The organism is Rhizobium sp. WSM1328 (genome assembly GCF_057653715.1).
The window spans coordinates 749,164-766,004 of the sequence record NZ_CM172788.1 but is presented as its reverse complement, the minus strand read 5'-3'; the positions used below and the strand labels follow the sequence as shown (position 1 = coordinate 766,004).

The 16,841-nt window shown below is 60.8% G+C and carries 24 protein-coding genes; 10 read left to right on the top strand and 14 right to left on the bottom strand.

Annotated features, from left to right (window positions below):
* The first annotated feature begins 166 nt into the window (after positions 1-166).
* Positions 167-403, top strand: coding sequence for a hypothetical protein (locus AC2444_RS03790; RefSeq protein ID WP_085997531.1), 237 nt, complete (start codon positions 167-169; stop codon positions 401-403).
* Between the two features lie 203 nt (positions 404-606).
* Here AC2444_RS03790 and AC2444_RS03785 read toward each other — a convergent pair whose 3' ends face one another.
* On the bottom strand, positions 607-2,181 hold the full coding sequence (locus AC2444_RS03785) for a carboxylesterase/lipase family protein (protein ID WP_012756425.1): 1,575 nt from the start codon (positions 2,179-2,181) through the stop codon (positions 607-609).
* Between the two features lie 495 nt (positions 2,182-2,676).
* Here AC2444_RS03785 and AC2444_RS03780 point away from each other — a divergent pair, with 495 nt between their 5' ends.
* Positions 2,677-3,795 (top strand): IS4 family transposase, encoded by a 1,119-nt coding sequence (locus AC2444_RS03780; RefSeq protein ID WP_012755893.1) that lies wholly within the window; start codon positions 2,677-2,679, stop codon positions 3,793-3,795.
* A 364-nt stretch (positions 3,796-4,159) separates the two neighbouring features.
* Positions 4,160-4,981, top strand: a complete 822-nt coding sequence (locus AC2444_RS03775) for a phosphotransferase (protein WP_012756424.1) — start codon at positions 4,160-4,162, stop codon at positions 4,979-4,981.
* Positions 4,982-5,388: 407 nt separating this feature from the next.
* Here the strand turns inward: AC2444_RS03775 and AC2444_RS03770 are convergent, their stop codons facing one another.
* From AC2444_RS03770 to AC2444_RS03730, 9 genes are all read right to left on the bottom strand, one after another.
* On the bottom strand, positions 5,389-5,715 hold the full coding sequence (locus tag AC2444_RS03770) for an NIPSNAP family protein (RefSeq protein WP_012756423.1): 327 nt from the start codon (positions 5,713-5,715) through the stop codon (positions 5,389-5,391).
* A 481-nt stretch (positions 5,716-6,196) separates the two neighbouring features.
* Positions 6,197-6,790: a hypothetical protein gene (locus tag AC2444_RS03765; RefSeq protein WP_012756422.1), complete on the bottom strand. Its 594-nt coding sequence runs from the start codon at positions 6,788-6,790 to the stop codon at positions 6,197-6,199.
* A gap of 13 nt (positions 6,791-6,803) precedes the next feature.
* The gene (locus AC2444_RS03760) at positions 6,804-7,001 is read right to left on the bottom strand and encodes a response regulator transcription factor (RefSeq protein ID WP_012756421.1); all 198 of its coding nucleotides are present in this window, start codon (positions 6,999-7,001) and stop codon (positions 6,804-6,806) included.
* A complete protein-coding gene (locus tag AC2444_RS03755; protein ID WP_012756420.1) occupies positions 6,998-7,297 on the bottom strand; it encodes a GcrA family cell cycle regulator in 300 nt (99 codons plus the stop codon). Before AC2444_RS03755 ends, AC2444_RS03760 begins: the two co-directional genes overlap by 4 nt.
* Positions 7,294-7,689, bottom strand: a complete 396-nt coding sequence (locus tag AC2444_RS03750; RefSeq protein WP_017993249.1) for a hypothetical protein — start codon at positions 7,687-7,689, stop codon at positions 7,294-7,296. The genes AC2444_RS03755 and AC2444_RS03750 overlap by 4 nt, the downstream gene beginning before the upstream one ends.
* The gene (locus AC2444_RS03745) at positions 7,655-8,020 is read right to left on the bottom strand and encodes a hypothetical protein (RefSeq protein ID WP_003546097.1); all 366 of its coding nucleotides are present in this window, start codon (positions 8,018-8,020) and stop codon (positions 7,655-7,657) included. Before AC2444_RS03745 ends, AC2444_RS03750 begins: the two co-directional genes overlap by 35 nt.
* A gap of 32 nt (positions 8,021-8,052) precedes the next feature.
* On the bottom strand, positions 8,053-8,331 hold the full coding sequence (locus tag AC2444_RS03740) for a hypothetical protein (protein WP_012756418.1): 279 nt from the start codon (positions 8,329-8,331) through the stop codon (positions 8,053-8,055).
* A gap of 221 nt (positions 8,332-8,552) precedes the next feature.
* Positions 8,553-8,771: a hypothetical protein gene (locus AC2444_RS03735; protein WP_012756417.1), complete on the bottom strand. Its 219-nt coding sequence runs from the start codon at positions 8,769-8,771 to the stop codon at positions 8,553-8,555.
* Positions 8,768-8,959, bottom strand: a complete 192-nt coding sequence (locus tag AC2444_RS03730; RefSeq protein WP_012756416.1) for a hypothetical protein — start codon at positions 8,957-8,959, stop codon at positions 8,768-8,770. The genes AC2444_RS03735 and AC2444_RS03730 overlap by 4 nt, the downstream gene beginning before the upstream one ends.
* A 142-nt stretch (positions 8,960-9,101) precedes the next feature.
* On the opposite strand from AC2444_RS03730, the gene AC2444_RS03725 reads away from it, so the two are divergent.
* The 4 genes from AC2444_RS03725 to AC2444_RS03710 all read left to right on the top strand — a co-directional run bounded on the left by AC2444_RS03725 (position 9,102) and on the right by AC2444_RS03710 (position 11,347).
* On the top strand, positions 9,102-9,749 hold the full coding sequence (locus tag AC2444_RS03725; protein ID WP_128450455.1) for a S24 family peptidase: 648 nt from the start codon (positions 9,102-9,104) through the stop codon (positions 9,747-9,749).
* Positions 9,750-10,617: 868 nt separating this feature from the next.
* On the top strand, positions 10,618-10,881 hold the full coding sequence (locus AC2444_RS03720) for a hypothetical protein (protein WP_012756413.1): 264 nt from the start codon (positions 10,618-10,620) through the stop codon (positions 10,879-10,881).
* Positions 10,882-10,892: 11 nt separating this feature from the next.
* On the top strand, positions 10,893-11,126 hold the full coding sequence (locus AC2444_RS03715) for a hypothetical protein (protein WP_012756412.1): 234 nt from the start codon (positions 10,893-10,895) through the stop codon (positions 11,124-11,126).
* The gene (locus tag AC2444_RS03710) at positions 11,123-11,347 is read left to right on the top strand and encodes a hypothetical protein (RefSeq protein WP_012756411.1); all 225 of its coding nucleotides are present in this window, start codon (positions 11,123-11,125) and stop codon (positions 11,345-11,347) included. The genes AC2444_RS03715 and AC2444_RS03710 overlap by 4 nt, the downstream gene beginning before the upstream one ends.
* A 26-nt stretch (positions 11,348-11,373) precedes the next feature.
* On the opposite strand, the gene AC2444_RS03705 is transcribed toward AC2444_RS03710, so the two are convergent.
* A complete protein-coding gene (locus AC2444_RS03705; protein ID WP_012756410.1) occupies positions 11,374-11,613 on the bottom strand; it encodes a DUF982 domain-containing protein in 240 nt (79 codons plus the stop codon).
* Positions 11,614-11,796: 183 nt separating this feature from the next.
* On the opposite strand from AC2444_RS03705, the gene AC2444_RS03700 reads away from it, so the two are divergent.
* The 3 genes from AC2444_RS03700 (at position 11,797) to AC2444_RS03690 (ending at position 14,801) form a co-directional block, all read left to right on the top strand.
* Complete coding sequence (locus AC2444_RS03700) at positions 11,797-11,985, top strand: hypothetical protein (RefSeq protein ID WP_012756409.1); 189 nt, start codon at positions 11,797-11,799, stop codon at positions 11,983-11,985.
* Between the two features lie 9 nt (positions 11,986-11,994).
* Complete coding sequence (locus AC2444_RS03695; RefSeq protein ID WP_012756408.1) at positions 11,995-13,014, top strand: LuxR family transcriptional regulator; 1,020 nt, start codon at positions 11,995-11,997, stop codon at positions 13,012-13,014.
* Positions 13,015-13,214: 200 nt separating this feature from the next.
* The gene (locus AC2444_RS03690) at positions 13,215-14,801 is read left to right on the top strand and encodes a hypothetical protein (protein ID WP_012756407.1); all 1,587 of its coding nucleotides are present in this window, start codon (positions 13,215-13,217) and stop codon (positions 14,799-14,801) included.
* Between the two features lie 59 nt (positions 14,802-14,860).
* On the opposite strand, the gene AC2444_RS03685 is transcribed toward AC2444_RS03690, so the two are convergent.
* From AC2444_RS03685 to AC2444_RS03675, 3 genes are all read right to left on the bottom strand, one after another.
* A complete protein-coding gene (locus AC2444_RS03685) occupies positions 14,861-15,109 on the bottom strand; it encodes a hypothetical protein (RefSeq protein ID WP_012756406.1) in 249 nt (82 codons plus the stop codon).
* A 238-nt stretch (positions 15,110-15,347) separates the two neighbouring features.
* Positions 15,348-16,073 (bottom strand): Crp/Fnr family transcriptional regulator, encoded by a 726-nt coding sequence (locus AC2444_RS03680; RefSeq protein WP_012756405.1) that lies wholly within the window; start codon positions 16,071-16,073, stop codon positions 15,348-15,350.
* 291 nt (positions 16,074-16,364) lie between these two features.
* Positions 16,365-16,529, bottom strand: coding sequence for a hypothetical protein (locus AC2444_RS03675; protein WP_012756404.1), 165 nt, complete (start codon positions 16,527-16,529; stop codon positions 16,365-16,367).
* Positions 16,530-16,841 lie beyond the last annotated feature (312 nt).

Genomic DNA, 16,841 nt, shown 5'->3' with positions numbered 1-16,841 from the left:
GCCTTCTTCCCCGGGGGCCGGAGCACGGGACGGTGGCGGAGCTGTTCCTGCCGTTGAGTGGTTCATCTTCGAAAGTGGACGAAATGTTCCAATCCATTGTCACCCATTGACGTGAACAGGTTTCACCCCAATACGGTCAGGCCAGCCAGACGACAACAGGAGTGCAATCGTGAGCGAACCAACCGTAGCAGATGCAACAAACCGCATTTATGAGTCGCTCCAGGCGGACAACGCCGACATCGACGTGCATATCGCGGCCCTCAAGGCAGCGTTGACGCGGGCGGGTGTGAAAGAGGCCGTATTCGACCCGGCTAGGCTCGTGCAGAATAACCGTTCTGGCAGGAAGCGGATGGAGGCCTACTTTCGCCAGCGCGGTGTCATGGTGAAATTCTCAGCCTCGTGAAGCCTTGCTATGAAGGCAGGCGGCTGTAGTCACCCTCAGTGGGGCCTGACACCACGGTTGCTGGTCTTGCGGGCGCGGTCGGCGAAGGTTTCGGTGACCTCGCCTTCATGGCCTTTGACTGAGAACAGCGATTGCGCCCTCGGGCTCGGGGCCGGGACTGCAGCCCTCGGGATGGCGGAGGCTAAGCGACGGGCACCACCCCGTCACTCCTCTTCCTCCCAATATCTTTGCCAAAGGTCGAGCCTTGGCTTCAGCGGATCTGCTCCGAACGTCACGCCGTGATTGGTGAAGTCGATGACCCTGTGGACGAAGGGGTCGTGGTGAGGCCATTTTGGCCGTGAGCCTCCATTGGGGTCACCGCTCGTTGCAAAATCGACCCAGTAAGCACTCGCCAATGTGGCCATGGCCCAGTCGGCAGGCGTAACCTTGTCTTTCACCAGCGCGTCTGGAATGTTGAGCGTATACGGAATTTCGAAGCCGTGCGGAGTGCCTTTCCATGCCGGATCGTTGCGGAGAGCCTCGGCGACATAGGAGAAACGATACCACCACGTCGGCTGACCAGCGCGGATCATCTCGTCAGCGAGGTGGCGAGACGGTTCAACAAGCGTTTTGTCGGCCAGAACCTGCTGCTTCAGCTCATCGAGCGTTTGTTGGCCGGTCGGATCGTAGAGGGTGCGGGCCTCAGCTGCATGCTTCCCGAACAGCGCGAAGAGATCGTCTTTCGTCGCTGCCTGACCGATACCGAGATCTCGATTATTTGCCCCGACGATGACGGGAACCGGCGCCTGCCGGCCTGCCGCAAAAGCCGCTTCCGGCGTTTCGAGCAAAAACCGTCCGTCAATCATCGCGCCTGAGATGCCGATGACGGGCTTGCCTGTCGACATTCCCGCCAGCACCTCTTCTACCGATGCACCCTCGGTCAGCTTTTCCGCAGGCAGCGCCCGAAGCGCCGTGAGAGCCTCGGCATCGCTGCCGTTGATCCCCAGAGAAGCCGCATAGTCCAACGCGGCTTTCTCCGCTTCTTTCAGAGGTGACAAAGGCGTGCTCTCAGCACGCGCGGTAGGCAGAGCCGGTGACTGTAGAATGGCGCCGCGGAAAAGCCCCCGCGACAACGGCGATATCATGTGCGCCATCACCGAGCCGCCACCGGCCGACTCTCCGAATATCGTCACTTTCTTCGGATCACCGCCGAAGGCTTCAATATTTTGCTGGACCCATTCCAAGGCTGCAAGCTGGTCCATGTAACCATAATTGCCGACGGGCTCGTCAGGGGATTCCTTGATCAGTGCAGGATGGGCAAAATAACCCAGTCGTCCCATGCGGTAGTTCATACTGACGAACACGACTCTGCGGGCGGCCAGCTGGCCACCGGGATACTGAGGGGTGTTTCCCTGGGCAAGAGCGCCGCCATAAATCCAAACCATCACCGGCAGCGGTGTCCTGGAACGCTTGGCGGGTGTCCAGACATTGAGAGTCAAACAATCCTCTGACTTCGGCAGGTCATCGGTCTGCATGCAGGACGGGCCGAAATTGCGGGCATCCCTGGTCCCGTTCCATCTCTCCGTTGGTCTTGGATTGCGCCATCTCAGATCACCAACCGGCGGCGCCGCGTAGGGTATGCCTTTGAAGCTGACGACCGTGCCCGACCTCTCACCCTTCAGCATTCCGCTGTCGATCGTAACGGTGTCGTCTGCCGCACCCAATCGTGGCGCGAACGTCAGTTGACACGATGCGACGGCCAAAAAGAGCAGGAACTTGCGACTGCCGTCCACAAACACTGCACTCTCCAACGCCAAGTTGAGACACTTTGAGAGCAAAATACTCCCATAGAGCGGCAACGAAAAGGGACCGTCCGACGTCGATCAAAGTCGCCATGTCGGCATCGGCCTCTTGCTCGCGCTCATTTATCTGGGCGCCAGGACAAAGTTCTTTGAACGGCGGTGGGCCGAGTAGCTCGGGGGCGGTCAACCGGTCTTAGACCCGCGGCGTTTTGGACGCGAGCAGCGGATCCCATGTCATGCGGCAATCCCGCACATAGATCGCAGCCTGCCCCTCATCCGGCTGCCGCCACCGACCGGCGTCCGAGCCACGGGTCTCGCCCCGTCCTTCGGACCCCCGCGCGCGGGGAGAAGGGACATGCCGCACCGGCTTCCTCAATCTTGACGCTGCGTTTGGCACGTCCCCTCGCCCCGTTTTTACGGGGAGAGGGTTAGGGTCATATGCGCTAGGTTTAGCCCTGGACATAAGGAATCTGGTTGTGATTCAAGCTTTGGATGAAGATTCGTCCTGAGGTTTTGGATCATTGGCCGGAAGTGCGCGAGCGGCTTCCGGCGGGTTTTGACTTGGAAGCAACGGCGCGGTTGCGCGGTGCTTTTACGCGGGTGCGGGAAATCAAGAATGCCGAGACGCTGTTGCGGCTGGCACTTGCCTATGGCGGCCTTGGCATGTCGCTACGCGAGACCTGTGCATGGGCCGAAGCGGGCGGGATCGCCCGTTTGTCAGACCCATCGCTGCTCGAGCGGCTGTGCAAAGCGGCGCCTTGGCTTGGCGACATCGTGGCCGCGCTGATTGCCGAACAGGCCAAAGTGCCGACGGGGCGCTTTGCGGGATATCGCTTGCGTGTGCTCGATGGAACGTCGATCTGCCATCCGGGCGCTGACCGCACGACATGGCGGTTGCATGTCGGCTACGATCTGGCAACGGCTCAGGTCGATCAGCTTGAGTTGACCGACATCCATGGTGCCGAGAACCTTCAGCGCCTTACCTACGCACCCGGCGATATCGTGCTGGCCGATCGCTACTATGCAAGACCGCGCGACCTGCGGCCGGTGATCGATGCCGGTGCAGACTTCATCGTGCGGACCGGCTGGAACTCGTTGCGCCTGTTGCAGACGAATGGCGAGCCCTTTGATCTGTTTGCCGCACTCGCCGCTCAGCAAGAGCAGGAAGGCGAGGTGCAGGTTCGTGTCCACGAAGGCATGACGGGGACGCCGCCACCACCGCCGCTGGTCCTGCGCCTCATTGTCCGGCGCAAGGATCCGCAACAGGCCCAAGCCGAGCAAGAGCGCCTGCTCAAGGATGCCCGCAAGCGCGGCAAAAAACCCGATCCGCGCAGTCTCGAGGCGGCGAAGTACATTCTGCTGCTGACCTCGCTGCCGACCGCCACCTTCCCGCCGGCCGATATCCTCACCCTCTATCGCTTCCGCTGGCAAATCGAGCTGGCGTTCAAACGGTTCAAGAGCCTGGCCGGCCTCGACAGCTTGCCGGCCAAGAAGCCGGAACTGGCCCGGGCATGGCTCTACGCCAGACTGATCGTCGCCATCATTGCCGAACAGATTGCCGGGCAAGTCCCGGACTCTCCCCCCTCTGGATGTGGCAACCCCACTGGCTAGCCCCCCATTGGCAAGCCCATCGCGCTGGCGTCTCATGAAGATCGCCCTGGCCACCATTTGCGCCGCCATCCGCGGACCACTTCTGTGGCAGGCCGTCTGTAATCTCGTCACGCGAAGTCGTCGCCACCTCTGTGAGCCGCCGCGACGACGCCGAAAACAATGCGACGATCTACACGCTCGCTTAACCTAGCGCATATGAGGGTTAGGGTGAGGGGCAGTTCCCGGCATGAACCGGATAGAGCGGGAGTCCGGGCTTTCGCGGCTATTGCTTGCTGCGATCATCGATGACGTCGGTTCGACGCTCCTCGCCTTTGCAGGCACCTTCTCCGTTGACCCGTCAGTTCGCCCTCGCCTAAGCTAGGGTATGGACGAGCCAGAAAATCCTCTTATCGGCGGCAAGGATTCGAATGTCGTGCGCATCGGCGAAACGGTGCGGCGCGGCGGACGTGCGTGGTCTCCCGCCGTTCTCGACCTGCTGCGGCACGTCGAGCGCCAGGGATATGATGGCTGCCCGCGTGCGCTCGGCCTCGATGACCAAGGACGGGAAGTCCTTACCTATATCGAAGGTGATGTCGGCAACGGCGAAGGCTTCCTTCCCGATAAAGGCGGTCGCTTCGATCTCCGTCTCCCGGATTATGTCTGGCGCGATAACGTCCTCGAGCGCCTGGGACAATTGCTGCGATCCTACCACGATGCTGCAGCCAGCTTCTCATGGCGGGATCGCGAATGGCGTCTTGACGCCCGCCACCCTGTTGAAACGGTCTGCCACAATGACCTGACGCCGTGGAATACGGTGTTTCAAGCAGGGCTCCCCGTGGCTTTCATCGATTGGGACGCGGCAGCGCCGGGACCGCGCGCCTGGGACCTCGGCTTTGTTGCCTGGCGCTGGGTGCCGTTCTGGCGTGACGAGAAATGCGAGGCGCATGGCTTGCAAACGGGCGTCCGCGAGAAAGCCCGGCGCTTTCAATTGTTACTCGATGCCTACGGGATAGAGCCGGAGATCGGCATCATGCAGGCCGGAATCGAACGGGTTCGGCAAATGCAGCAACATATGCGCGACCTTGCCGCAGCGGGCTCCGCATGGGAGATGGAATTGGCCAGCCGCGGTGTGCTTGACGAGGGGATGCTTGAGGTCGCCTGGATGGAAGACCATGCGACAGACCTGATCCAGCGCCCACGCGGATGAGCGTCGGGCCGAGCAGCTCCGGCGTCGACCGGCCCGCCCCGCCGCAAGCCCCCTGCTCGCCCACGAGAACAGCGGCGGCGGCATCTGGTGCGGGCGCGCTTTCGCTCTCCCAAGCCACTGAGATCTGACCTAAGCGATTTTGCCGACGGTGATGAAGAGCCGTCTGTGAAGCGCCCCATTCCGGCCGTTCGGGCAGCGTTGGCGATATCCTAGAGCATGATGCCGAAAAGTGTGGTCGGTTTTCGGACGACATCATGCTCCAACTATTTAATTTAGAACAGGATTCAGATTTTAGGCCGACCGGGCCTAAAATCATCCTGTTCTAGGAGCTGCCGTTCTTCATCGCTTCCGCGGATGACCAGCTCGGGTGGAATTCCGACTGGCGGCAAGCGGGGATCGGTGGTGTCTTACTTTACTGCCGAAAAGGCGGTCGGTGACAACAGCTGGCTAGAGATATTGGCGAGGATTTGCCCGTCGCGCTCTGACTCGTCGCGGGCCTCAAGCCATGCAGGATCAGTGGTGAAAGCATTCCATTTCACCTCGCGATCAGCTAGCGATTCCCAGGCGATGAGATAGGTGAGACGCTGGCTGCTTTCGCCCACGATTGTGGTGAAGAAACCCGCCTGCTTGATGCCGTGCTTGTCCCATATTGCCAGCGTATGTTCAGCAAAGCGGTTGAGCAGCGCGGGCAATCGGCCGGGCAGGCAGTCGTAAATTCTGAGCTCGTAGATCACAGTCTTGCTTCCTTATGTCCCTTGAGAACGACATGTGTTTGGCAATTGCTCCCCCGCGCCCACAATGTCCTCAAAACTTGCAGCAACGTCAATTTCACGGTGGATCCGTCAATATCCCTATTAGAACAGGCCCTGCAGGTATGTGCGAACCGCTAATCTTCTGTCAATCCGATCGCCTGTGTTTAGGCGTGGCAATTTTGCCCCCCTGGTGATGTAGATCAGCGCTTGGCCTGCCCGGCGCTGGCCGGGGTTGCAGAGGGCGCAACGGCAGGGCACACCGACCAGCCCTCATCCTGAGGTGCGCAGGCCAAAGGCCGGAGCCTCGAAGGACGAGGGCTGGTGGCTGGACGCCAATGGCAGCATTGGTATATCGAGGCAGGCGGGAGGCCAGCCCCGTCCTTCGAGGCCCCTGCGGGGCGCCTCAGGATGAGGCTGGAGAGAGGTCGCAGCCCCGGACTCCCGAGAGGAGCCTTACCCCCCATCACCCATCCCTCGCCCCCCGCAACGCCGTCAATCCCCTCCGCAGCCACAGCAATTGCTGCGGCGGCATCTGCCGCAAGTGTTCATAGTCCATCACCGTGACGTTATAGACCATGCTGCGCACCTGCGGCCCATCAGGGCAGCGCAGCAGGATGCCCTGCAGCGCCATCATGCGGTTGCTGGCTTTGCGGGCGCGGTCGGCGAAGGTTTCGGTCACCTCGCCTTCATGGCCTTTGACGGTAAAGAGCGATTGCGCTCTCGGGCTCGGGGCCGGGATGCCTGTCGTCTTGTGGTAGCGGGCGATGGCCTCGGCATAGTCGTCGCCGGCCTGGCGCTGCTCGGCGGTGATCAGGCCGTCGAGGAACATGCGGCCGAGGGTGTAGCCGGCAAAGGGGCTTTTGACCGTCTCGTCATCAACCGTCCGGCCGAAGCCGTGGATGCGGCGGCGGGCTGATATCGCCACGCTGATATTCTCCTTCTCGGTTTCGAAGGGCTTGATCTTGCCGCAGGGAAAACGCTCGACATTCTCCTTGCGCGGACGGCCGGCGCCCTTGTTTGCCCGCCCTGTCTTCACCTTGGTGGCTTTGCCGCCCATGCTGATCGTCCCTCTATCGAATGATGCCGTTTCTGAGTGCCGCGGCGACCAGCGCCGTATCCTTGAAGACGCCGAGCCTCGCCTTAGCGTTGGCAATGTGCGTGTTCACGGTGATGTGGGAGATGCCGAGAATGGTGCCGATCTCGGCGGCCGTCTTGCCCGCCGCCATCCAGCGGATCACTTCGGTTTCGCGTGGGGTGACGGTGCTCATGGCTCTGCATACCCATCGATGCAGGGCACGCGCGGCATCGTCACATGCGCGCCCGACATGGTCACGCGCGTGACGCGGTCGGGGTGGCGGATCGGCTGGACGGGCGGGCCCGCCTTTGGCTGCGGATGCCAGGTGTCCTGCCTGGAGGGGAACCTGTCGCGGTTGCGATGCGCCATGTTGATGACGGTGTTCTTCTTCGAGCCGAACAGGTTGGCGATCTCTCTCGCCGATAGCCCTTCCTTCCAAAGCTTTTCCGCCTTGACGATCTTGTCTTCCGTCCAAAAGGTGATGGTCATCTCAGTGCCTCCTCGTATCGTGCGGCCCTTGCAATGATCGGGTTGTCGGGAAACATCCTGGCGAGCTCCCGCTTGGCGCTGCGGCTTCCATTGGCTGCGTCCCGCAGCAGCTGCATCTTGTAGGCCGGCACTTTCGGCTGCGGGCTCTCGGGCTCTGCCTCCATGCGCGGCCGGCTTTCCGCCTCGATCGCCGCCTGCTGATTGCGGCATTGCTCGGCGAAACTGGCTGAGCTCGGGGCGAAGGCGCGGTTATGATCCCTCACCTTTCCTGATATGAAGAGTTTGGCGGCCTGCCAGACCGCCTCCAGCGGGATGCCCTCGATCGCGACGAGATAGGCGCGGATCTGCATGTCGGGATCAGTGCCTGCGGATGCCGGGAAACCCGAAAGCATCCCAGCTATGATCTTCACCGGAGAGGAAATCTCTTGCGGCATCGACTGTCGTCCTTCTCGTGCTGCTGTTGATCGACCCGGCCTCCCTCGCTTTCTCCTTGAGGTACCAGTCGCATTTGATCGCCTGCCAGCCGCGGAAGATCTGCATCTCGGCGGCGCCGACCGGGTCACCGGTCATGAGATATTCCCTCGCCTGCATCCTGGCGGCATAAGCCGTCAGCGGCTTCTTCAGCGTGCGCTTGCGATGCTCGATGATCGCTGCCGCCAGCTCCTCCCCCAGCACCGGGCGGAGGATTTCCATGATCTCCTGGCTCACTGTGTCCTTGCCCATGCGATGTCCCTTTCCCGATTGAGATGGCCTCTTCAAATCCGCAGCCGCCGTCGCCCGCCGGCAAAATTGACCGGGGCACCGGGCCTGGCGGTGCGGCGGGGAAACCGCCTGATCTCTGCGCCGGCATGGTCCTCGTGGGCGGTGTCGCCCTTTTCCGCGCTTCGAAGCCGGTGGATCTCGGTTTCCACCGACGGCACCGACCTCCCGAGGAGGGCCGCGATCTCGATGTAGTCCCGGCCGCTGCGGAAGAGCTCGAGCGCGTTCATGTGCGTGCTTTGCTGCGCTGGCGTGGCCTCGGCCTGGATGCTCATCGCTTGATCCTTCCTTCCGATTTCAAGCGCGGCTCGCCGTTCCCGCCGGAGCGGGTGCTGCCAACGTCTTTGATTTTTCACGGATGACGACCGGAGCCCCGGCTCTGGGAGCAAAGGCTCCGGTCGTCTGCCAGGCCGCCGCCTGGGTCGGGCACGACATTGTCGCGCCCGAGATGCTGGCGTCGCCGAGGGAGGGCGACGACGCCAGCCACCGATAGCCGTCAGGGAGGGGCTGGGCTATCGGGGTTGGTGATCGGCAGAGCGCCGGGCGGGATCATCGTCTCGCTGATCTCTTCCGGGCGCGTCGGCCGATCGCAATTTTCGCAGTGGCGCTCGATCACCTCGGCAATCGACAGCGCCTTTGCGCAGATCGGGCAGCCGGTGTAGCGGGCGCCGCGGCGCTGGAACTCGCCGGCGGGTGTTGCGGCGGAGATGGTCATATCGACTCCACCTCCCGGTTGGCGTTCAGCACCTGCTGCAGGGCCTTGGCCAGGAAGGGGATATCCTCGTTGCGAATGGGGATCACCGACATGCGCCCTCCCCTTGGGCCTTGCGGCCGGTGAATGACGACGCCGGTCGGAATGACGTCCATGGCAAGCCGCTCTTCGCTTGAGATGGTGAACCTCATGGTGCCGTCTCCTCCAGTCCGAAAGGCTGGCCGTTGTTGATGATGTCGCTGTGTGTCATGGCGAATAGGGTACAATTAATACCCTAGATGTCAAGCACATTAGGGCATGACATGTACCTTAATTTAGGGTATTTTTTATATCATGTTGAAAGATCAGGAACAATTTGAACGCGAAGAACGCGCAAAGCGCCTCGTCATGGCCAGGAAGAATGCTGGCTTTGCCGGGCCGAAGGCGATCGTCGATCGGTTCGGCTGGAATGCCAATGTCTTCAAGGCGCATGAATCCGGCCGCAACGGCTTCGGCATTGCCGATGCGAAGAAGTATGCCCGCGCTTTCAAGGTCAATCTCAACTGGTTGCAGTTCGGCACCGGCAACGCGCTCGATCCGGATGAGCTGCCGGCCTCAGTCGCCGATGTGCCAAAAATCTCCTGGGTCAGCGCCGGCCAGCTGAGCGAGCAGGCGCCGATCACCGATTTTTCGGAATTCCCGACGGTCGCCGCCCTCGACCTGCCCGATGGCGAATGGATCGCGCTCGAGGTCGAAGGCAATTCGATGAACAAGATCTCGCCGCCCGGCTCGATCATCTTCGTCAATCTGCGCGACAAGCGCCTGGCGCCGAACGCGCTTTATGTCGTCGCCGACGAAACGGGTGCTGCAACCTACAAGCGCTATCGCCCGAACGACGACCCGCCCTTCCAGCCGGCTTCCTACGAAGACGTGCCGCCACCGGAATTCCAGGGCGCCGTCACCATCGTCGGCCGCGTCCGCCGATCGATCATCGAGATGTGAGGCTGACTGCCAAAGCTCGGAAATAACGCCGCGAATCAATCATATTTCAATAGGGAAAACAGGATGATACGCCCTTCCTCACGCTCCGGCCGAATCTGGTTCTATATCGTCACGATAGCGGTGTTGCTCCTGGCGTACAGTGCCGCGCGCGAGATGTACGGCCTGTAGGATTTCGCTCCGGAGCTCGCCGAGCCCTAGCCGGGATCACGATGTATATCGGGACGATTCATCCTCTGAAACCAAAAATTGCGGAAGCTTCGGATGCCCTTCGCGCACCACTCGTCACCGCCACCAGGATGGAACGGATGGCCGCGGGGAATGTCCTTCGGCAGCTTCTCATCCCATGGATCGTAAATTCGGTGATCCCAGACCCGCCTCGATCACCTAGTCGGTGATTTCGATTTCGTTGCGCATGGCCGGCCTCCTTTTTTCTCGTAGCTTTCATACTCCAACTTCAGTTCTCACTCCTCTCTCTTCAGCTTAGGAGGAGAAGGTTCCTGAAGGCTGGTGAGGGAGGGTTCCGGCCAAAGCTTCCCCCTACCCCATGAGCAAAGCCCATGAAGCCGGGAGAGCATTGGCCAGGTCTTGAAGGCCGGAGCCGGGATGGGACACGTGCCAGAGGGGCCATTCGCTTCGCCCTCGTCCTGATTTTCTGACAGCGCACTTAAGGACTTTCGCTTCCCGCGCCGCTGGGCTTCGTCATCTCGGGAGTTGCACCCGGTCGCCCAATCACTGGCGACAGACATAGACCTACGATTCGTACCTCGTCAATCGCAGAGGTATTTTTTATACCTTTTGCGATTGACGTAATCGGGTATTATATATACCTTTCCCTCACAGGCCGACCAGAGGCGCGAGAGGACAGGCGATGCAGCACATCCGCAATATCGAGACCGAGGAAAGCAGGCGGGACACCCGCTGGAATGCGGCGCGCACGATGGGCGACTGCCGCGCCTATATGGCCAATGAAGCCCAGCGCATGGGCGCCCTCGGCTTTACGTTCCTGCGCCGACCCGAACATTCGATCCGCGGCCCGTCCTGGCTGCGCGGTGCTGCGGCCAGCGTCGAGGAGCACTACCGCTATGCCCGCGAGATCATGGGCATTACCGATATCGATCAGCTTTACGCCTGAGGAGAAGGGAGATGTCTGCCGCCAATCCCGCACCAGAGCCATCGACCGAGAGCCCTTCCCTTCCTGCCGCCCGACGGGCCGGAGCAAACGAAAAGACCCGCGCCCGCTTCACCGCCGGGGCACCCGATCTCCTGAAGGCACTGGTGGAGGCCGAACGTTTCTTCGATGGCAGCGACGATCACGGCTGCCCCCTTCACCAGAAGATCCTCGCCGCCATCGACACGGTGAAAGGCGGTGCAGCATGAGCGATTGCCTGATCAAGGCCTTTACCGGCTGCGCCTGCCCGCCCGGTGAATGCGCGAAAAAGCCCACCGTCCCGGCACCGGTCACCTTCGTCTCGTGGCGGACCCAGGCCATCGCCTGCCTCACCTTCGGCTTCCTCGCGGCGATCGTCTCGGCCGCCTGGATGGAGACGCAGTTCAAAACCCGGGATCTGCGATACCAGGAGCATGTGTCATGGAAGTGAGCCAGGGCTTTCGCCGACACCGCCGCTCAGGAGCTGAACTTGATGTCGCTCGCCTTCGCCGCGGTAATGAATGCCCGCCGCACCTGCTCGGGCCCGGCGGCATCGTTGAACACGTCGAGCACAAGCCGCTCGGCCACCTTGGCCGCCGGCGTCTGCTCGGGCCAGTCATTCAACAAAGTGTTGCCGGCCTGAACGACATTATAGACCGTCCTGACCTTGCCATTGATGGTGATCTTCACCGGCTTGAACCTTCGTCGCCTGCTCATGATGCATCCCCCTCACGCTGGAAATACGCGACTCAACTAATCACCGCGGGACTCGTTCCGGTTGAGATGATTCTTTGTTCGCCAGCCGGGCGCCGAGCCCGATGTCCTCCGCCTGCATGACAGAGCGGGGCTCGGATGCGTGCGAGAATGCGGCAGATGAAGCCCGAACCGGGAGGCAACACAATGGACCTTCAGAGTCTCGTCGCCGCGCATATGCCAAACCGCCGCCGCCCGACGCAGATGGGCGCCGCGGCCGAGGATCGATACTACCGAAATCAGATCACCCTGCCGCGCCTGAAGCTTCGGCTAATCGGGCTGACTGCCGCGACCGCCGGCCTGACGCTGTTTCTGGCCGGCATCATCCACACATGAGGTGCCGCCATGATCCGACAGACCGATCATGCTATGCTGCGATCCGTTGTGGGGGACCGCGCGATGGACGACAGCGAGGCTGACCGGGCGGCGATCATGGCAGTGATCCGCGCCGAAACCGAGGCTTGGCTGCAGCGAGACTTCGAGGCGCTGGCAAGCCACTGGGTGCAGTCGCCGCAGACCCGGCGGATGGAATACTTCGCCTCGCTCGGCGTCCGGGTGGACGAAGGCTGGGATCCGATCGCCGCGCGGATCAAGAAGATCGTCGAGCGATTCCCGGAGAAACACGCCTTTTCGGAGCGCGTCCGCTGGGAAAAGGTCAACATCGTCGTCGACGGCAACATGGCCTGGATGACCTTCGATCAGATCGGCAGCGACACCGGCGAGGATCGCAAGCGCCAGCTCCGGATCCTCCACCGGATCGACGGCGCCTGGAAGATCGGCTGCATGGTGATGATGGAGAGCAGCGTCGAGGAGGCGAACTGCCCGCTGATCGAGGTCGACGCGGATGCAAGGATCCTCTGGACGAACCGGCTGGCGCGGGAGCGGATGCATGACCATCCCGGGCTCGTCGCCGCTGCCGGCCGCCTGCGTGCCCGGCAGCGCGAACGCGACCCTGCGCTGCGCGAGGCGGTGCGTCTGGCGTTCCGCGAGCTGCAGAGCCAGAGGCCGCTGAACATCGCGCCGAAGCAGGCCTGGGCGGTGGCGCTCGGCGAGGACGCGGCGGGGATTCCGCTCCACTGCTGGGTCCTGCTCGAGGACGGCAAGACGCTGGTCTCCTTCGACGACGCCGAGACGCTGGTGCGCCGGATCGCCGGCGCGCGGGAGGTCTTCGGCCTCTCGCCGGCGCAGACCCGGCTTGCTCGCCTGATCATCGATGGCCACGACCTCGCCGCCGCCGCCGATCTGCTCGGGGTCAGTGTCAACACGTTGCGCACCCAGCTACAGCGCATTTTCGACAAAACCGGCGTCCGCAGCCAGGCGGCATTGGTGCGGGCGCTGTTGAGCGCCGGGGCTCCGAGTCAATAGGCTCGACCGCCGGCGTCTGGCCGGGCCAATCCCGCCGCACCTGCTCGGGCTCGGCGGCATCGTTGAAGACAGCAGCTTGGCAGCTTTGACCGCGGCCCCTGCTCCCGGCACAGCACCTCACGCACCGATCTGAACCTGATCTAAACCCGACCTTCCAAAGAGATCGTGATATGGTTGGCGTCCAATTTGGAGAAGGGGCTATGCTGAAAAATCCCATCGTTGGACTGGCGGTTGGCGCGCTTATGGTTTTTGTGCCCCACGCAGCAGCGACTGCCGATCCGCTCCCCAAAGGTTTTGAGCGCCACAAGTTCAACGGATCGGTCAGACCGGAGGTCAAGGACGGCGTGACCCGGTTTGAGATATTCGACCGTCAGTGTTCCCATGTCGACTATGGAGATGGACGCGGCGAAAATGATTGTCGCAATGGCAACGTCCGCTCAACGATTCGCTATACGCGAGACATGAAGGTTGGCGAAAGCGTCGAATACAAGTTCGATTTCCGGCTCGATCCGACTTTTGCCTACAAAGGCTGGCAGAACAACTCCGCAAACGGCTTTTATCCCGATGGCTGGGACAGCCATTTGCGCCTCGCGTCCTGGGAAGGACCGGCAATCCACAATTTCATCTACATGCTGAAAGCCGACACGCGCAACGGCGTGAACTTTCTGGCCCGCCAGTGCCAAAAACCGCAAGACTTCGGCAAATGGGCGACATTCTCGCTGAAAATCCGATGGGCAAACGATGAGAGCGGATGGGTTACGGCAAGCTGCGACAACAAGGTGATCTACGCCGCCGAAGGCGAAGCAACCAACCAGGCTCCGCATTGCTGGGAATCGAACGAGTGCGAGCCGCAATCAAACCGCGACCCAAAATCATTCAACTTCATTCTCGGCCCGGTGATGATGGGTTGGGGCAATGAATGGAAGACCTATGACCATCATACGTCCCAGTTTGACGTGGTGCAGCCGGATGGTATCGGCATCGATGTCCGCAATGTCAGTGTGACCCGCGGTGTCAGCGACTATTCCGCCAAACAAGCAGTTTTGCTCAAGACGTTGCAGCAGCAACTGGCTCATTTGGGCTGCAAGCCAGGGAATGTCGAGGGCAAGCCTGACAAGGCAACACGGCAAGCCGCGCTCTCCTGCCGCAAGTTCGAGAGCGGTTCGCTTCCCCAAGCGCTCAACCTCACGACACTGCAAGCCTTCGCTGACGCCTATGCCAAGCCGGAGACCGCCAGTCTGCCTTCGGGCAACGCCGCGGTTGGTACCGAAGACGTTTCGTCAAAACCGAGGACCTATATCAAGCTGGGCGAAATGCTCGCCCTGACGACAGGCAAAGACACCAAGGTGAATTCCGACTTCTTTGGCAAGATCAAAGGCGCCAAGAAGGGGCAGAACGAGCTGGACTTCATCATACTGGGTCAGTTCGACTACACCGACAACAGTTTCAGCCAGCTGTCGTTTGTTCTGCAAGACAAGCTCTCCAAGCCCGAAGTGAATGCGGCGGCCAAGTGCGGCTATGGGACGATCAGATTTCCAGACGGCACAGATCATTTGGAGATCCGCATGGAAGGTTCAGGAAACACGTTCTCGTCGCCGCCAAGAACTGACTGCCTGATCCAAGCGCTCGGCAAACGATCGGCATCGCAGGTTCCCTACCTCACCAAGGGGTTTGCCGATCTGGCTAAATCAATGGTTTCCGACGGCAGTTGGAAGAAACTCCGGCATGAAGGTTTGAAGATATTTGTCAAACGTGTTGCGGATGGTGAAATCACAGTCGGCGGCTGAGATCGCAGCACAGCGCCGCACTTGCCATCGGCCTCTAGAGTCACGCCAGACCGATATCACTAGTGATGAGACGTGGACGTCGGCGCGTTGACATCAAGTGAGTGAAGGCTATCAAACTTCATGATCAGCAGCGTGCCCAGCTCCTCGCGCGTCCTGTGTCCTTGATTATAGAGGTCGATCGCCGCGCTGCAAAGCAGCTGTGTCGATTGTTCCGTTGGCGTGGCGTGATTATGCCGGTACCAAGTCCGAACAGCATCCGAAAGCATGTTCACGTCTTCTATCTGGAGTGAGAGATTGAAGTCCGTCATATCTTCCTCATTGAGCGTCGCAACAGCTCACCCGGATCGCGATAAGACAACCGTAGTGCATCAACCTCTGAAGGCCAACCATCAGTGCGGTTGCGCACAATTGCCGGCGATGACATGGGACAGTGGCGAATGCGTTATCGATGCCGTTGCCTTGAGCGCGACGGAGAGAGGCAAAACGAACCAGGCGATATCCTGCTCGTGTTGCCTTTTTTGGAAGCGGTTAAGCGAGTGGACTAATCTACCTGGCGCGGAGCGGAAGACCCAGCACCTTTTCGTATTCGCGCTCCGGCACTCCATAGCAGCCGCCGGCAATTTCGATCAATTTTTCCCTGTCCACTATTCGGACGTTTCCGCGGGTCGATCGGATGGCGTGGACGCCCTCAAGCACGTGTAGTTCATTGGTGACGCCCGAACGCCGGACACCAAGCATCAATGCCAGAAATTCATGGGTAATTGCCAGGTTGTTGCCTTCAAGGCGATCGTGACACATCAGGATCCATCGAGCCAACCGTTCATGCATATTGAAGCGGGCGCTCGCAAGCGCCGAATGGGCGAGCTGCAGCACGGTTGTGTGAACATAGCGAAGGAAGAAATCCTTCATCTCAGGATCATCGGCCAGCGCGCGCTGAAACGTCTCCATCGGCACCATAATTCCCGACCCTGCGACTTGCATGAACGTGCGCGTGGGGGTGGTCTCTACCGCCAGGACGACGTGCATGCCGGATGCGCCTTCGGGCCCGATGTGGCCAATCTCCACCGCTTCTTCGTCGGTGCTGCCGACAACCATAGATCCCAAGCCCCTTTCCAAGAAGCAGACATGCGTGGATGGGACATCGCTAGCAACAAGAACGTGCCGCAATGGAAGGTCGACGCGCTCCATCTCTCCCGAGAGGCGTGCGAAGCCGTCTACGCTCAACAATTTCAGTAGAGTGTTCTCGACCGTCGATTGGTCGAAGTGGGGCATAGCAGCTCCGCGTGGGGAGCTTGGATGTCAAACCAAACGCCTGTGGGTGTGGTGAAAGCTACGGGACGGCCAAAGATTTGGCTATCGGTCCCGCGAAAGGGTGCGTTTATGACAAACCGCACATAAGCCACTGACATTGTGGATGATCAGCGACGATAGACCGGCAACGCTGTTCGATACCGACCAAGAGAGCTTAGCACATTTTGCCTCGGCATGCGCGCTGATTGCGAAAGGACGAGCGATTGACAATATAAATATCTGCCGTTTGTGGATCGTTGATGGATGTCGCAATCAATCTCGCCAGCCAAGCCGGCGGCAATGCGCTTCGGCGGCAAAAACGCCCGCCTTTCGGTCAGCATAGGGACCTGGCAGATAGACCGTGACTCCGCGGAAACTGACGATCACCGCCTTTGTCACGCTATCGAAGACGATAGCCATATCAGGCTCATAGGCCATTTGTTTTCCTGACGGCGCTTACTCCATCGAGATGTGCTCTTATTCGAATGAAAAAGGTGCCGACAGCCATGCTTCCGACTATCAATGGGTTAGGTCGCAAGGATCGCGCAGGTGCCCCGTCGTGACGGGGCCGTACGCCACCCCTTGCAGTGCGATCCGCCCCTACCCGAATTACCCCGTTTCGGCGGGGCTCCTTTTTGATCCACAGTGCGCAAACGCGCAGGACGGTCAGGACGCGGCAGGGTTTGGCGATGATGTCACACGCACGTTCTGCGCCACACGGAGCCGATGCACCGCTCCCGTTCAGCCGCG

Coding starts and splice junctions, on each gene's coding strand:
- AC2444_RS03735 (WP_012756417.1), bottom strand. CDS start 8,771: ATGACCATCTCCGCCGCAACACCCGCCGGCGAGTTCCAGCGCCGCGGC.
- AC2444_RS03725 (WP_128450455.1), top strand. CDS start 9,102: ATGTTGAAAGATCAGGAACAATTTGAACGCGAAGAACGCGCAAAGCGC.
- AC2444_RS03765 (WP_012756422.1), bottom strand. CDS start 6,790: ATGGGCGGCAAAGCCACCAAGGTGAAGACAGGGCGGGCAAACAAGGGC.
- AC2444_RS03690 (WP_012756407.1), top strand. CDS start 13,215: ATGCTGAAAAATCCCATCGTTGGACTGGCGGTTGGCGCGCTTATGGTT.
- AC2444_RS03780 (WP_012755893.1), top strand. CDS start 2,677: ATGAAGATTCGTCCTGAGGTTTTGGATCATTGGCCGGAAGTGCGCGAG.
- AC2444_RS03685 (WP_012756406.1), bottom strand. CDS start 15,109: ATGACGGACTTCAATCTCTCACTCCAGATAGAAGACGTGAACATGCTT.
- AC2444_RS03740 (WP_012756418.1), bottom strand. CDS start 8,331: ATGAGCATCCAGGCCGAGGCCACGCCAGCGCAGCAAAGCACGCACATG.
- AC2444_RS03745 (WP_003546097.1), bottom strand. CDS start 8,020: ATGGGCAAGGACACAGTGAGCCAGGAGATCATGGAAATCCTCCGCCCG.
- AC2444_RS03705 (WP_012756410.1), bottom strand. CDS start 11,613: ATGAGCAGGCGACGAAGGTTCAAGCCGGTGAAGATCACCATCAATGGC.
- AC2444_RS03730 (WP_012756416.1), bottom strand. CDS start 8,959: ATGAGGTTCACCATCTCAAGCGAAGAGCGGCTTGCCATGGACGTCATT.
- AC2444_RS03710 (WP_012756411.1), top strand. CDS start 11,123: ATGAGCGATTGCCTGATCAAGGCCTTTACCGGCTGCGCCTGCCCGCCC.
- AC2444_RS03775 (WP_012756424.1), top strand. CDS start 4,160: ATGGACGAGCCAGAAAATCCTCTTATCGGCGGCAAGGATTCGAATGTC.
- AC2444_RS03680 (WP_012756405.1), bottom strand. CDS start 16,073: ATGCCCCACTTCGACCAATCGACGGTCGAGAACACTCTACTGAAATTG.
- AC2444_RS03720 (WP_012756413.1), top strand. CDS start 10,618: ATGCAGCACATCCGCAATATCGAGACCGAGGAAAGCAGGCGGGACACC.
- AC2444_RS03760 (WP_012756421.1), bottom strand. CDS start 7,001: ATGAGCACCGTCACCCCACGCGAAACCGAAGTGATCCGCTGGATGGCG.
- AC2444_RS03675 (WP_012756404.1), bottom strand. CDS start 16,529: ATGGCCTATGAGCCTGATATGGCTATCGTCTTCGATAGCGTGACAAAG.
- AC2444_RS03750 (WP_017993249.1), bottom strand. CDS start 7,689: ATGCTTTCGGGTTTCCCGGCATCCGCAGGCACTGATCCCGACATGCAG.
- AC2444_RS03700 (WP_012756409.1), top strand. CDS start 11,797: ATGGACCTTCAGAGTCTCGTCGCCGCGCATATGCCAAACCGCCGCCGC.
- AC2444_RS03755 (WP_012756420.1), bottom strand. CDS start 7,297: ATGACCATCACCTTTTGGACGGAAGACAAGATCGTCAAGGCGGAAAAG.
- AC2444_RS03695 (WP_012756408.1), top strand. CDS start 11,995: ATGATCCGACAGACCGATCATGCTATGCTGCGATCCGTTGTGGGGGAC.
- AC2444_RS03715 (WP_012756412.1), top strand. CDS start 10,893: ATGTCTGCCGCCAATCCCGCACCAGAGCCATCGACCGAGAGCCCTTCC.